General features: G+C 63.1%; 11 protein-coding genes. 4 read left to right on the plus strand and 7 right to left on the minus strand.

Annotated elements, in window-relative coordinates; all coding sequences use genetic code 11:
- Nucleotides 1-131: 131 nt before the first annotated feature.
- From dnaK to pabB, 3 genes are all read left to right on the plus strand, one after another.
- A complete protein-coding gene (dnaK, locus tag PDMSB3_RS02755) occupies nucleotides 132-2,093 on the plus strand; it encodes a molecular chaperone DnaK (RefSeq protein ID WP_007179200.1) in 1,962 nt (653 codons plus the stop codon).
- A gap of 271 nt (nucleotides 2,094-2,364) precedes the next feature.
- A complete protein-coding gene (gene dnaJ, locus PDMSB3_RS02760) occupies nucleotides 2,365-3,507 on the plus strand; it encodes a molecular chaperone DnaJ (protein WP_007179199.1) in 1,143 nt (380 codons plus the stop codon).
- Nucleotides 3,508-3,532: 25 nt separating this feature from the next.
- Complete coding sequence (gene pabB, locus PDMSB3_RS02765) at nucleotides 3,533-5,455, plus strand: aminodeoxychorismate synthase component I (protein WP_165184443.1); 1,923 nt, start codon at nucleotides 3,533-3,535, stop codon at nucleotides 5,453-5,455.
- Nucleotides 5,456-5,672: 217 nt separating this feature from the next.
- On the opposite strand, the gene panB is transcribed toward pabB, so the two are convergent.
- The 7 genes from panB to PDMSB3_RS02800 form a co-directional block, all read right to left on the minus strand.
- Entirely contained in the window at nucleotides 5,673-6,488 is an 816-nt protein-coding gene (gene panB, locus PDMSB3_RS02770) for a 3-methyl-2-oxobutanoate hydroxymethyltransferase (protein WP_007179197.1), read from the minus strand.
- A gap of 38 nt (nucleotides 6,489-6,526) precedes the next feature.
- Nucleotides 6,527-7,207 carry a deoxynucleoside kinase gene (locus PDMSB3_RS02775; RefSeq protein WP_007179196.1) on the minus strand — a complete coding sequence of 227 codons (681 nt, stop codon included), beginning with the start codon at nucleotides 7,205-7,207 and terminating at the stop codon, nucleotides 6,527-6,529.
- Complete coding sequence (folK, locus tag PDMSB3_RS02780; RefSeq protein ID WP_007179195.1) at nucleotides 7,204-7,752, minus strand: 2-amino-4-hydroxy-6-hydroxymethyldihydropteridine diphosphokinase; 549 nt, start codon at nucleotides 7,750-7,752, stop codon at nucleotides 7,204-7,206. The genes PDMSB3_RS02775 and folK overlap by 4 nt, the downstream gene beginning before the upstream one ends.
- 48 nt (nucleotides 7,753-7,800) lie before the next feature.
- A complete protein-coding gene (gene pcnB, locus PDMSB3_RS02785; RefSeq protein ID WP_165184446.1) occupies nucleotides 7,801-9,387 on the minus strand; it encodes a polynucleotide adenylyltransferase PcnB in 1,587 nt (528 codons plus the stop codon).
- Nucleotides 9,384-10,070 (minus strand): histidinol-phosphatase, encoded by a 687-nt coding sequence (locus tag PDMSB3_RS02790; RefSeq protein WP_007179193.1) that lies wholly within the window; start codon nucleotides 10,068-10,070, stop codon nucleotides 9,384-9,386. The genes pcnB and PDMSB3_RS02790 overlap by 4 nt, the downstream gene beginning before the upstream one ends.
- On the minus strand, nucleotides 10,063-10,833 hold the full coding sequence (gene hda / locus PDMSB3_RS02795; RefSeq protein WP_007179192.1) for a DnaA regulatory inactivator Hda: 771 nt from the start codon (nucleotides 10,831-10,833) through the stop codon (nucleotides 10,063-10,065). Before hda ends, PDMSB3_RS02790 begins: the two co-directional genes overlap by 8 nt.
- Nucleotides 10,834-10,906: 73 nt before the next feature.
- On the minus strand, nucleotides 10,907-11,983 hold the full coding sequence (locus tag PDMSB3_RS02800; RefSeq protein WP_007179191.1) for an AI-2E family transporter: 1,077 nt from the start codon (nucleotides 11,981-11,983) through the stop codon (nucleotides 10,907-10,909).
- 99 nt (nucleotides 11,984-12,082) lie between these two features.
- Here PDMSB3_RS02800 and purM point away from each other — a divergent pair, with 99 nt between their 5' ends.
- Complete coding sequence (purM, locus tag PDMSB3_RS02805; protein ID WP_007179190.1) at nucleotides 12,083-13,150, plus strand: phosphoribosylformylglycinamidine cyclo-ligase; 1,068 nt, start codon at nucleotides 12,083-12,085, stop codon at nucleotides 13,148-13,150.
- Nucleotides 13,151-13,182: the final 32 nt, after the last annotated feature.

A 13,182-nucleotide genomic window follows, 5' to 3' on the forward strand; every position in this document is an offset into this window, starting at 1 on the left:
AAAAGAGGTCTTGAAAACGATGCGGACGCACTTATGTTGAGTGCAGGTAGGAATTGAGAGCGGATCGCCTTACCGCCAGCTAGGCAAACAAGGCGATTCCCGCAGCGATCAAAGTCAGGAGATTAGTAAAAATGGGCAAAATCATCGGCATCGACCTCGGCACGACCAACTCGTGCGTGGCGATCATGGAAGGCAATTCGGTCAAGGTGATCGAGAACTCGGAAGGCGCGCGCACCACGCCGTCGATCATCGCTTACATGGAAGACGGCGAGATTCTCGTCGGCGCGCCTGCGAAGCGTCAGTCGGTCACGAACCCGAAGAACACGTTGTACGCAGTCAAGCGCCTGATTGGCCGTCGCTTCGAAGAAAAAGAAGTGCAGAAAGACATCGGCCTGATGCCGTACAAGATCATCAAGGCCGATAACGGCGACGCATGGGTCGAAGTGCGCGACCAGAAGCTCGCTCCGCCGCAAATCTCCGCGGAAGTGCTGCGCAAGATGAAGAAGACCGCTGAAGACTATCTCGGCGAGCCGGTCACCGAGGCGGTGATCACGGTTCCCGCGTACTTCAACGACAGCCAGCGTCAGGCAACCAAAGATGCAGGCCGTATCGCCGGTCTGGAGGTGAAGCGGATCATCAACGAACCGACCGCGGCTGCTCTGGCTTTCGGCCTCGACAAGAACGAAAAGGGCGACCGCAAGATCGCGGTGTATGACCTGGGTGGCGGTACGTTCGACGTGTCGATCATCGAAATCGCGGATGTCGACGGTGAAAAGCAGTTCGAAGTGCTGTCCACGAACGGCGATACGTTCCTCGGCGGTGAAGACTTCGACCAGCGCATCATCGATTACATCATCGGCGAGTTCAAGAAAGAGCAGGGCGTCGATCTGTCGAAAGACGTGCTCGCGCTGCAACGCCTGAAGGAATCGGCTGAAAAGGCCAAGATCGAGCTGTCCTCGAGCCAGCAAACCGAAATCAACCTGCCGTACATCACGGCCGACGCGTCGGGTCCGAAGCATTTGAACCTGAAAATCACGCGTGCGAAGCTGGAAGCGCTGGTTGAAGAGCTGATCGAACGCACCATCGAACCGTGCCGCGTGGCGATCAAGGACGCAGGCGTGAAGGTCGGCGAAATCGACGACGTGATTCTGGTCGGCGGTATGACCCGCATGCCGAAGGTGCAGGAAAAGGTCAAGGAGTTCTTCGGCAAGGATCCGCGCCGTGACGTGAACCCGGACGAAGCCGTGGCCGTTGGCGCCGCGATCCAGGGTCAGGTGTTGTCGGGCGACCGCAAGGACGTTCTGCTGCTCGACGTGACCCCGCTGTCGCTCGGCATCGAAACGCTCGGCGGCGTGATGACGAAGATGATCAACAAGAACACCACGATCCCGACCAAGCACGCGCAGGTCTACTCGACGGCTGACGACAATCAGGGCGCCGTGACGATCAAGGTGTTCCAGGGCGAACGCGAAATGGCAGCCGGCAACAAGCTGCTGGGCGAGTTCAACCTGGAAGGCATTCCGCCGGCACCACGCGGCACGCCGCAGATCGAGGTGAGCTTCGACATCGACGCGAACGGCATTCTGCACGTCGGCGCGAAAGACAAGGCGACCGGCAAGGAAAACCGCATCACGATCAAGGCGAACTCGGGTCTGTCCGAAGCCGAAATCGAGAAGATGGTGAAGGACGCCGAAGCGAACGCCGAAGAAGATCACAAGCTGCGTGAGTTGGCCGATGCCCGCAACCAGGGCGACGCGCTGGTCCACAGCACGAAGAAGGCGCTCACCGAATATGGCGACAAGCTGGAAGCCGGCGAGAAGGAAAAGATCGAAACCGCGCTGAAGGATCTCGAAGAAACGCTGAAGAGCGGTTCGAGCGACAAGGCCACGATCGAAGCCAAGATCGAAGTGGTCGCCACCGCCTCGCAGAAGATGGGCGAGAAGATGTACGCCGACATGCAGGCTGCGCAAGGTGCTGAAGCCGCGGCAGCAGGCGCGGCGGGTGCGGGCGGCGCGGGTGCATCGGCTGGTGGCGCGAGCCAGCAGCAGGACGACGTGGTCGACGCCGAGTTCAAGGAAGTCAAGAAAGACTAAAGCCAGGTCGCATTTCGACCGTAAAGCCGCACACAGCAATGTGTGCGGCCCGGCTGCACAAGGGATTGCGTCCAACCGGGCGACATGAACGTGCGAAAGCGGTTATCGCGCCTGGCGAGCCTTTCGGGGCTCTCCGGGCACATTTGTTTTATGGAGGGCGTTGTTTTCAGGCCGTGTTGAAGGGGCATGAAACAGCGGCCGGACGAGTCGTGAGACTCCAGCATTCAAGAGGAGCCACCGCGTCGCATTGCGCGAGTGGCGTTGAACCGATATGGCGAAACGGGATTACTACGAGGTTCTGGGCGTCGCAAAGAACGCGAGCGACGACGAAATCAAGAAGGCTTATCGCAAGCTGGCGATGAAGCACCACCCTGACCGCAATCCGGGCAACAAGGATGCGGAAGGGCATTTCAAAGAGGTGAAGGAAGCCTATGAAATGCTCTCGGACTCGCAAAAGCGTGCCGCGTACGATCAGTACGGCCACGCGGGTGTCGATCCGAACATGGGCGGTGCCGGCGCACAAGGTTTTGGCGGTTTTGCCGATGCATTCGGCGATATTTTCGGCGACATCTTCGGCCAGGCGGCCGGTGGCGCCGCACGCGGCGGTGGCGGCCGCGCGGGCCCGCAGGTGTATCGCGGCGCCGATTTGCGCTACAGCATGGAAATCACGCTGGAACAGGCCGCGCACGGCTACGACACGCAGATTCGCGTGCCGAGCTGGGTGTCGTGCGAGGTCTGCCACGGTTCGGGCGCCAAGCCCGGCACCAAGCCGGAAACCTGCCCGACCTGTAGCGGTTCGGGTTCGGTGCGGATGTCGCAGGGCTTCTTCAGCATTCAGCAAACCTGCCCGAAGTGCCACGGCACCGGCACCTACATTCCCGACCCGTGCGGCCATTGCCACGGCGCGGGCAAGGTGAAGGAAACCAAGACGCTGGAAGTGAAGATCCCGGCAGGAATCGACGACGGCATGCGGATCCGTTCGGCCGGCAACGGCGAGCCGGGTATCAACGGCGGGCCGTCGGGCGACCTGTACGTCGAGATTCACATCAAGCAGCACTCGGTGTTCGAGCGCGACGGCGACGATCTGCACTGCCAGATGCCGATTCCGTTCACCACCGCGGCACTCGGCGGCGAGATCGAGGTGCCGACGCTCGCGGGCCGCGCCAGCTTTACCGTGCCGGAGGGCACGCAGTCGGGTAAGACGTTCCGTCTGCGTGGCAAGGGCATCAAGGGGTTGCGTTCGAGTATTGCCGGCGATCTGTACGTGCACGTGCAGGTCGAAACGCCGGTCAAGCTCACCGAGCCGCAGCGCGATCTGCTCAAGCAGTTCGAGAAGGCGCTCGTTGAGGGCGGCTCGCGGCATAGCCCGCAAAGCAAAAGCTGGTTCGACCGGGTGAAGAGCTTCTTCGATTAATGACAGTTTGAACTTGGCGGTCGGTATGACGGCAGATGAGCACAGCGCGGTTTTTGCGTTGCTCGACGATTGCGACGCAACGGCGGCGCGCCCCTCGAGTCGTCTGTACACGGGTTTTGTGCATGAGCGGGTGTGTACGCAAGCCGCGCAACTCGAAGCCGTGTGCGAGAGCGTGGCTGCGCAAACGCGGCGTGGCTTGCATGCCGTCGTGCTCGCCGACTATGAGTTCGGCCGGAATCTTCTCGACATAAAGTCGCACCGGTCTCTGAAAACGCAGCGTGGCGATGCCACGCTGCGTTTTTTATTGTTCGAACATTGTGAAAAGCGTTCGCGAGAACAGGTCGGCGCGTGGCTAATGGCGCGCGACGAAGGCGCGGTCGAACCTTCGGTGGCGGGCACGGCCAACGTGCGCGCGAGCGTCGATCCGGCGCAGTTCAACGCGGCGATCGGCGCGATCCACGCGGCCCTGCAGGCGGGCGAATCGTATCAAGTCAACTACACGTATCGGCTCGGCTTCGATGTGTTCGGCTCGCCCACGGCGCTGTATCGGCGGCTGAGAGCGCGTCAGCCGGTACGGTACGGTGCGCTCATCGCATTGCCGGCTGGTGATTGGGTGCTGTCGTGCTCGCCGGAACTCTTCGTTGAAAAGCAGGGCGCGATGTTGCATGCGCGGCCGATGAAAGGCACGGCGCCGCGCTCGGACGACCCGGCGGTTGACCGGAGCGCGGCCGAATTCCTCGGCCACGATCCGAAAAACCGCGCCGAAAACGTGATGATCGTCGATCTGTTGCGCAACGATCTGTCGCGCGTGGCCCAAACCGGCTCGGTCAAGGTGCCCGCGCTCTTTTCGGTCGAGCCCTATGCGACGGTCTGGCAGATGACCTCGACGGTGCATGCGATGCTGCGGCCCGGCACCTCGTTCGCCGGGCTGCTGCGCGCGCTGTTTCCCTGTGGATCGATCACGGGTGCGCCGAAGCATCGCACGATGCAATTGATCGATGAACTCGAAAGCACGCCGCGTGGGCTCTATACCGGCGCCATTGGCTGGCTGGATGCGCCCTCAGCGACCGCCGACGCCACGGGTGCGGACACACCCGCCTCCGCTGCGAACGAAACCGCTTGTGGCGATTTCTGCCTCTCCGTCGCGATTCGCACGTTGACGTTGAGCCGCTGGGCGCAAAACGGTCAACTGAAAGGCAGGATGGGCATTGGTGCGGGCATCGTGCTCGACAGCGTCGCCGCCGACGAATACGCGGAGTGTCAATTGAAAACCCGCTTTCTGACCAACGCCGAGCCGGGTTTCGAGCTCTTCGAAACGATGTATGCAACGCGCGAAGAGGGCGTGCGGCATCTATCGCGCCATCTGGCGCGACTCGCGTCGAGCGCTGCGGCGCTCGGCTTCAAACTCGACGACGCAAACGTCATTGGCGCCGAGGTCGCGGCGAAGTGTGCGTCGCTGCCCGCAAATACTCCGCATCGTATGCGGCTTGCGCTGGGCAAAAACGGCACGGCGCGAATCACCGCGGCGGTGCTGGCGCCGTTAGCTGAATCGACTGTCGGCGTGTTGCTTGGGCCCGATCATGCTTTCCCTGCAACCGACGCCGGCGACCTGCTGCTGCGCCACAAAACCACACGTCGCGCCGAATACGATCGTGGCTGGCGCGAAGCCGAAGCGAAGGGCGCGTTCGACACGCTGTTCTTTAACGCGCAAGGCGAGTTAACCGAGGGCGGCCGGTCGAATGTCTTCGTGAAGTTGGCGGGGCGCTGGTGGACTCCGCCGCTTGCGTCGGGCGTATTGCCCGGCGTGATGCGCAGCGTTCTGCTTGACGAAGCGTCGGGCCTGCAAGCGGCCGAACGTGTGCTGACCCGCGCCGATCTGCAAAACGCCGAAGCGCTGATGGTGTGCAACGCGCTGCGAGGCGCCGTGCCGGCGCGGCTCGTGGACTGAGCGATTAGACGCTACGGGCGGGCGGGAAGGCTTTGCCTCGCCCCGCCGGCATTTCAGCCACGAAGAACATGCAGCAGTCGGTCCATCCAACCGGTCCAGTGCCGCGTCAAAAGGTAGACGAAGAAAGACGGCCGGCTTTGCATGAGATGAGATCCCGGATGCAAACCAAAATGGGTGCGAAAAGGCCCGTTTTGTCCGATTTCCTATCGGTTGAAATTCAGAACGTGTGCTCCGGTCCGGGAAACGAACCGTCCTTCACCGCGGCGACATACGCTTCCACGGCCGCCAGAATACTCGGTTGCCCCTGCATGAAATCCTTCACGAAGCGCGGGCGTTTGCCGGGGAAAATGCCCAGCATGTCGTGCAGCACCAGCACCTGACCCGAGCAATCCAGACCCGCGCCAATGCCGATCGTCGGAATGCGCAGTTGCTTCGTGGCGTCGCTTGCGAGCAGCGTCGGAATTGCTTCCATCACGATCAGTTGCGCGCCGGCCGCCTGCACGGCGAGCGAGTCGCGCAGCAACTGCGTCGCACCAGCCTCGGTCTTGCCTTGCACCTTGAAGCCGCCGAATGCATGCACGGATTGCGGCGTAAGGCCGACGTGCGCGCACACGGGAATCGAGCGCTCCACCAGGAAGCGCACTGTGTCCGCGAGCCATTCGCCGCCCTCGAGCTTCACCATCTGCGCGCCGGCACGCATCAATTCGGCCGAGCTTCTGAAGGCATCTTCCGGCGTGCCGTAAGTGCCGAACGGCAAGTCGGCCACGATCAGCGCCGCGGGCCGCGCGCGCGCCACGCTAGCCGTGTGATATGCGATGTCGGCAAGCGACACGGGCAGGGTAGTGGTCTGGCCTTGCAGCACATTGCCGAGCGAATCGCCGATCAACAGCACGTCGACACCCGCGCGATCCAGCAGCGCGGCAAAGCTCGCGTCGTAACAGGTGAGCATGGCGATTTTTTCGCCGGCGTCGCGCATTGCCTGCAGTTTCGGCACGGTGACGGCGTTCCGGCTCGCTTCCTGCAAATAGGTCATGGGTCAATCCGTTGAGAAAAAAGAGGTGGCCGCGCCGCTCAGAGCGACGTGCCTTTGACAAAGAATTCCTTGCGGCCGCGCATGGTTTCAATGCGTTCGGCAAGCAGCGCAAGGTCCGCGTCCGAGTCGAGCGGATTCAGGTGTTCGGCGTTGACCGTCAGCACGGGCGTGCGGTCGTAGTGATAGAAGAACTCGTTGTACGCGTCGCACAGCGCGTGCAGATAGGCGTCGGAAATCTGTAGCTCCATAGGCACCGCGCGCTTCTGGATGCGCGCAAACAGCACCTCGGGGCTCGCCTGCAGATAGACCACGAAGTCAGGCGCGGGCGCGCTGACTTCGAGCCGCGCGGCAAGCGCGCGATACAGTTGCCACTCGTCTTCCTGCAGCGTCAGACGCGCGAAGATGTCGTTCTTCTGCGTCATGAAATCGGCGATCAGCGGCGTGCCCGACAGGTGCGCCGCGCTCACGTCCTGAGCCTGCTGCGCGCGCTGCAAGGCGAAGTGCAATTGCGTGGGCAACGCGTAACGCGCGGTGTCGCGGTAAAAGCGTTCGAGAAATGGATTGTCTTGCGGGCGTTCGAACAGTTCCTGCATCGACCAGCGCTGCGCAAGGCGCCGTGCGAGCGACGTCTTGCCGACGCCGATCGGCCCTTCGATCGCGAGATAGCCGAACGGCGGCCGCAACTGCGGCGCCGTGACGGTGAGCGGCGATGAATTCATTCGCAGCGGCCCTTGCCGGCAGCGTCTTCACCGGCGGTCAATGCATTGAGCATAGGACACTGGCAAGGTCCTTTCACCTTCTCGATGCGTTGGTCGCTCACCTTACTGAGCAGCGCCTCGACGCGGCCGTGTTGCGGAATGATCAAGGCGGAGTCGATCTCGACGAGCGGCACGAGCGCAAAAGCGCGTTCGATCAGGCGAGGATGCGGCACGATGAGATCGGCTTCGTCGATCGATTGATCGCCGAATAGCAGGATGTCCAGGTCGAGCGTGCGCGGCGCGTTGCGGAACGGCCGCTCGCGGCCGAACTGGTGCTCGATCTTGTGGCATAGCGCAAGCAGATGCCGCACGGGGAGCGTCGTATCGACCTTCACGACGCAGTTGAAATAGTCGTCACCGCCCGCGTCGATCGGGGCAGTGCGATACAGGCTCGACTTGGCGAGCACGGTGATGGTGTGCTGTTGTGCGAGGCACACCACCGCGTCTTTCAGGGTCTGGCGCGCGTCCCCGAGATTCGCGCCGAGGCCGAGATAAGCAACCGTCATGGCATAACTTCCTGCAACTGTCGTTCGACGGCTTCAGTGAACGCTGTGTCAGTCTTCGCGCGGGCCGTCATGGCCTGCTTCGTCGGCTGTGCGTTCGGCTGGCGTGCCGCCCTCCAATCCGTCGCCCGGTTTGCGGTTTCTGGCGCCACTGCTGCGCCGCCGTCGTTTTCTGGGGCTTCGGTCCTTCCCGCCTTGCGTGAGCAATGTCTCACGGGCGGCGATGTCTCCTTCTATGAACTCCGTCCACCACGCACCGACCGACTCATCGAGTTCGCCTGATTCGCAGCGCAACAGGAGGAAATCATACCCCGCTCTAAATCTTTGGTGTTCCAGCAGCTTCACCGCACTTCTTCCGGAGCGTTTCTCGAGACGCAATTGCAGCCCCCAGATCTCGCGCATGTCCGACGAGAAGCGCTTGTGGATCGCGAGTTTCTCCGTTTGCATGTCGAGGACTTCGTCCATCGCACGATGCAGGGCGGGCACGGGATATTCGCCGTTCGCTTCAAATTTTTGCCAGCGCTGCTGCACGTCGTGCCACAACAGCGTGGCGAACAGGAAGCCCGGCGACACTGGCTTGCCGGCGCGCACGCGGGCATCCGTGTTGTTCAGCGCGAGCGTGATGAATTTCTCGCCGATGGGCTGTTCGAGCACCACGTCGAGCAGAGGCAGCAGGCCATGATGCAGGCCTTCCTGGCGCAGACGTTTCAGACACGCGAGCGCATGGCCCGAGAGCATCAGCTTCAACATCTCGTCGAAGAGACGCGCGGCGGGCACGTTGTTGATCAGATCGGCCATGCCGGCGATCGGCTCGCGGGTGCTGTCCTCGATCTCGAAGTCGAGCTTCGCCGCGAAACGCACCACGCGCAGCATGCGCACCGGATCTTCGCGGTAGCGCGTGGCCGGGTCGCCGATCATGCGCAACAGGCGTGCGCGCATGTCGGCCATGCCGTTGTGATAATCCAGCACGGTTTGCGTGGCCGGATCGTAATACATCGCGTTGATCGTGAAGTCGCGGCGCGTAGCGTCTTCGTGCTGTTCGCCCCACACGTTGTCGCGCAGCACGCGGCCGCTTGCGTCCACCGCATGCGTGCGGCGGTCGAGCTCGTCGCGTTTCAGGCGGCGCGGCGGCGCGGCGTCTGCCGCAGGCGGATCGACCAGCGCGCGGAACGTGGAGGTCTCGATGATCTCCTGGCCGAACTGCACGTGCACGATCTGAAACCGGCGGCCGATGATGCGCGCGCGGCGGAACAGCTTCTGCACCTGTTCGGGCGTGGCGTCGGTCGCGACGTCGAAGTCTTTCGGCTTGATGCCGAGCAGTAGATCGCGCACCGCACCGCCGACGATGAACGCGCGGTGCCCCGCCTGTTGCAGACCCTCGGTCACGCGAATCGCGTTCCTCGAGATCAGCGCCTGGTCGATGCCGTGCACGTCGTGCGGAATGATGACCGGCACGTCCGGGTCGCGCACCGCTTTCGCGGGCGCGCTGGAGCGGGCCGGCTTGCGGCGCGCTCCAGCGCCTGACGGAGTGCGCGCCGGTGCGTGGCCGGTTTGGTCTGCTTCGGCTTCGGCGGGCAGGGTGTCGTCAGCGGGTGCCGTGTCCTGGCCGAATAGCTTGCGGATAAATTTTTTGATCACGAGGGTTGGAAGAGTTCGAGGATGCGCCAGCCTTTGGCCTGCGCATGGGCGCGCAATGTGTCGTCGGGATTGGTCGCGATCGGGTCCGTGACTTTTTCGAGCAGCGGGATGTCGTTGCGCGAATCGCTATAGAAATAGCTGTGCTCGAAGTCGCTCCACGTCTTGCCGAGCGAGGCGAGCCACGCTTCGGTGCGCACGATCTTGCCTTCCTTGTAGCTCGGCGTGCCGGTGGGGCGGCCGGTGTACGGCGAATGCGGCTCGCCGTCGACGGTTTCCGCTTCGCAGGCGATCAGCGTGTCGACGCCGAATGCCTGCGCGATCGGCCGGGTGATGAATTCGTTGGTGGCGGTGACCACGCAGCAGAGGTCGCCGGCTTCGCGGTGCTGCTTCACCAGTTCCAGCGCGGCGGGGAAGATTGCCGGCTTGATGACTTCGTGCATGTACTGCGCGTGAAAGTCGGCGAGCTGCGCGCGCGTGTATCTGGAAAGCGGCGTGAGCATGGCGATCAGATAGGCGTGAATGTCGAGCTTGCCGGCTTTGTAGTCGGCGAAAAAGCGGTCATTTTCACGGGCGAAGTTTTCGGCGTCGACCATGCCGTGTTTCACCATGAAGCGGCCCCATTCGTGGTCGCTGTCGGTGGGGATGAGCGTGTGGTCGAGATCGAAGAGTGCGAGGTTAGCCATGGGGGCCTATTTTACTTGAAGCGGCGGGTGAGGCGGATGAAGCGGATGAGGCGGGCCCGCCGCGCCGTTCTTCGGCGTCGGGCGAAGCCAGCATGGTGCGCAACAGCGGCAGCGTGACCGCGCGTTTCTGTTCGAGCGAGAAGCGGTCGAGCGCGTCGAGCAGCGCCATCAGGCTCGGCATGTCGCGGCGAAAGTGCGTGAGCAGGTAGGCCGGCACGTCGTCGGCGAGCATGATGCCGCGCTCGCGCGCCGCGTGTTTGAGCACCGCGGCCTTGTCTTCGTCCGGCAGCGGCGTGAGATGGAACACGAGGCCCCAGCCGAGGCGCGTGCGCAAATCCTCGCGTACCGTCATGCCGATGGGCGGCGCGTTGCCCGCGGCGACCAGTGCGCTGGTGGGATGCGCGCGCACTTCGTTGAACAGGTTGAAGACGGCGATCTGCTGCGCGGCCGACAGGGCGTCGCAATCGTCGATCGCATAGAGGGCGACGCGGGGGTCGAAGCTGAAGGCGGCGAGGCTGCTCTGCGGGCCGGCGAAGCGTGCGTGCCCCGGCGGCGCTTCGTGCACGAGCGCCTGCAACAGGTGCGTGCGGCCGCTGCCGGACTCGCCCCAGATGTAGAAAGTGCGATCGGCGACCGGCCCGGCCGCCAGCGCGTTGTCGAGCTCACGCAAGCGCGTGACCAGCTCGGCGTTGGCGCCGGCGAAGAAATTGTCGAATGTCGATGGCGGCGGGGTGCCGAGATCGAGCGTCAGTTGACGAAGCACAGTAGGTTAATGCCGAAAATGAGGCTTGGGCCGCAAGCGGCCCGCAGCACGGGCCGGAATAGTCAACAGGCAGTCAGTTCTTATAAAGCGAGCTCGCCAGATAGCTTTGCCGCAACTCGCGCGTGGCGACCGACAGAATCGCGCTGACCGGCAGTGCCAGCAATACGCCGAAAAAGCCGAACAGCTGCCCGAACGCGAGCAACGCGAAGATCACCGCGAGCGGGTGCAGGCCGATCCGTTCGCCTACGAGGCGCGGCGTGAGAAAAAAGCTCTCCAGGATCTGGCCGACACCGTAGATCAGCGCAACCGCGCCGAAGCCGTACCAGTCGCCGAATTGCAGCAGCGCCGCGAGGAGCGCCAACGCGAGACCGGTCGCAAAACCGATGTACGGGATGAACACCGCGAGTCCTGTAAAGATGCCGACCGGCAACGCGATCTCGAAGCGCGCGAGGCTCAGCGCAATTGCGTAGTATGCGGCGAGCACGCCCATCACGAGCAACTGGCCGCGCAGGTATTGCGACAGCATCTGGTCCATGTCGTGCGCGAGTTGCAGCGTCTTGTCGAGCCAGCGGCGCGGCACCACGGTCTGCATGCGGGCGAGCATGCGGTTCCAGTCGTACAGCAGGTAGAACAGCACGAGCGGCACCATCACCACGTTGCCGACCACCGTTATCATCACATTGCCGCTCGTGCGGATGGAGGTCCATGCATACAGCGCGACGGTCTGCGCGCTGCCTTCGAGCTGCCCCATCACGAGATCGCGGATGCTGGCGAAATCGAGCGAATCGGCCAGTCCCAGCAAGGCCAGCTTGGGTTGCAGCCACGCGTTCACATGCGCGAACAGCACCGGCACCTGCTGCCGCAGCTGCGGCCCTTCTTTCTGCACGACGGCCAGCACCAGCAGGACGAGCAGTGTCATCAGCAGCGTGAAGAGCAGCATCATCAGCAAGGCGGCCAGACCGCGCGGCACGCGCCGGCGCACCATCCACGCGACGCCCGGCTGCAGAATGTACGCGAGAATCGCACCGAGCAGAAACGGCGTGAGGACCGGACTCAGCAGCCAGAGCAGAATGCCGATGCCTAGCGCAATGGCTAGCCAGGTGAAGGCGCGGCGCTGGACAGGCGTCAGAATCGAGGAGTTTTCTTGCAAGGTTGTTTCCCAGGTGTCGTCGGACCGGATGATTCAAATTCCAGCCAGAGGGCCGGCATCGGGTAAAATCGCATTTTACCGACCTTCGAGCTCGTCCCCATGAATCAACCGAAATCCGCCCCGAATTCAACTGATTCGGCCCAAGGTTTGTCGTATCGCGACGCCGGCGTGGACATCGACGCGGGCGACGCCCTTGTCGACGCAATCAAGCCCTTTGCCAAAAAGACGATGCGCGACGGCGTGCTGGGCGGCATCGGCGGGTTCGGCGCGCTGTTCGAAGTGCCGAAGAAGTATAAGGAGCCGGTGCTCGTGTCCGGCACCGACGGCGTCGGCACCAAGCTGCGCCTCGCTTTTCAGCTGAACAAGCACGACACAGTCGGCCAGGACCTGGTGGCGATGAGCGTGAACGACATTCTCGTGCAGGGCGCGGAGCCGCTGTTCTTCCTGGATTACTTCGCCTGCGGCAAGCTGGACGTCGGCACGGCGGCAACGGTGGTGAAGGGGATCGCGTACGGCTGCGAACTGTCGGGTTGCGCGCTGATCGGCGGCGAGACGGCGGAAATGCCGGGCATGTACCCGGACGGCGAGTACGATCTGGCCGGTTTCGCGGTCGGCGCGGTGGAAAAGAGCAAGATTATCGACGGCAGCACGATCGCTCCCGGCGACGTGGTGCTGGGCCTGGCTTCGAGCGGCATTCATTCGAATGGTTTTTCGCTGGTGCGCAAGATCATCGAGCGTGCGCAGCCTGATCTGAACGCGGATTTTGACGGCCGCTCGCTCGCCGACGCGCTGATGGCGCCCACACATATTTACGTGAAGCCGCTGCTGGCGCTGATGCAGCAGATCGCGGTGAAGGGCATGGCGCACATCACAGGCGGCGGGCTGGTCGAGAACATTCCGCGCGTGTTGCGTGAAGGCCTGACGGCTGAGCTGGATCATCGTGGCTGGCCGTTGCCGCCGCTGTTTTCGTGGCTGCAGAAACACGGTGGCGTGGCGGACGCGGAAATGCACCGCGTGTTCAACTGCGGGATCGGCATGGCCGTGGTGGTGTCGGCTGCGGATGCCGATGCGGCAATCGGTCTGCTGTCCGCAGCCGGCGAGCAGGTCTGGAAGATCGGCGTGATTCGCGAAAGCGCGGCCGGTGAGGCTCAGACCGTAGTGGTCTAAAGGCTTGTTAGACCGCGTGGCGTGCGATTAGC

This window comes from Paraburkholderia dioscoreae (assembly GCF_902459535.1).
GTDB classification, from domain to species: domain Bacteria; phylum Pseudomonadota; class Gammaproteobacteria; order Burkholderiales; family Burkholderiaceae; genus Paraburkholderia; species Paraburkholderia dioscoreae.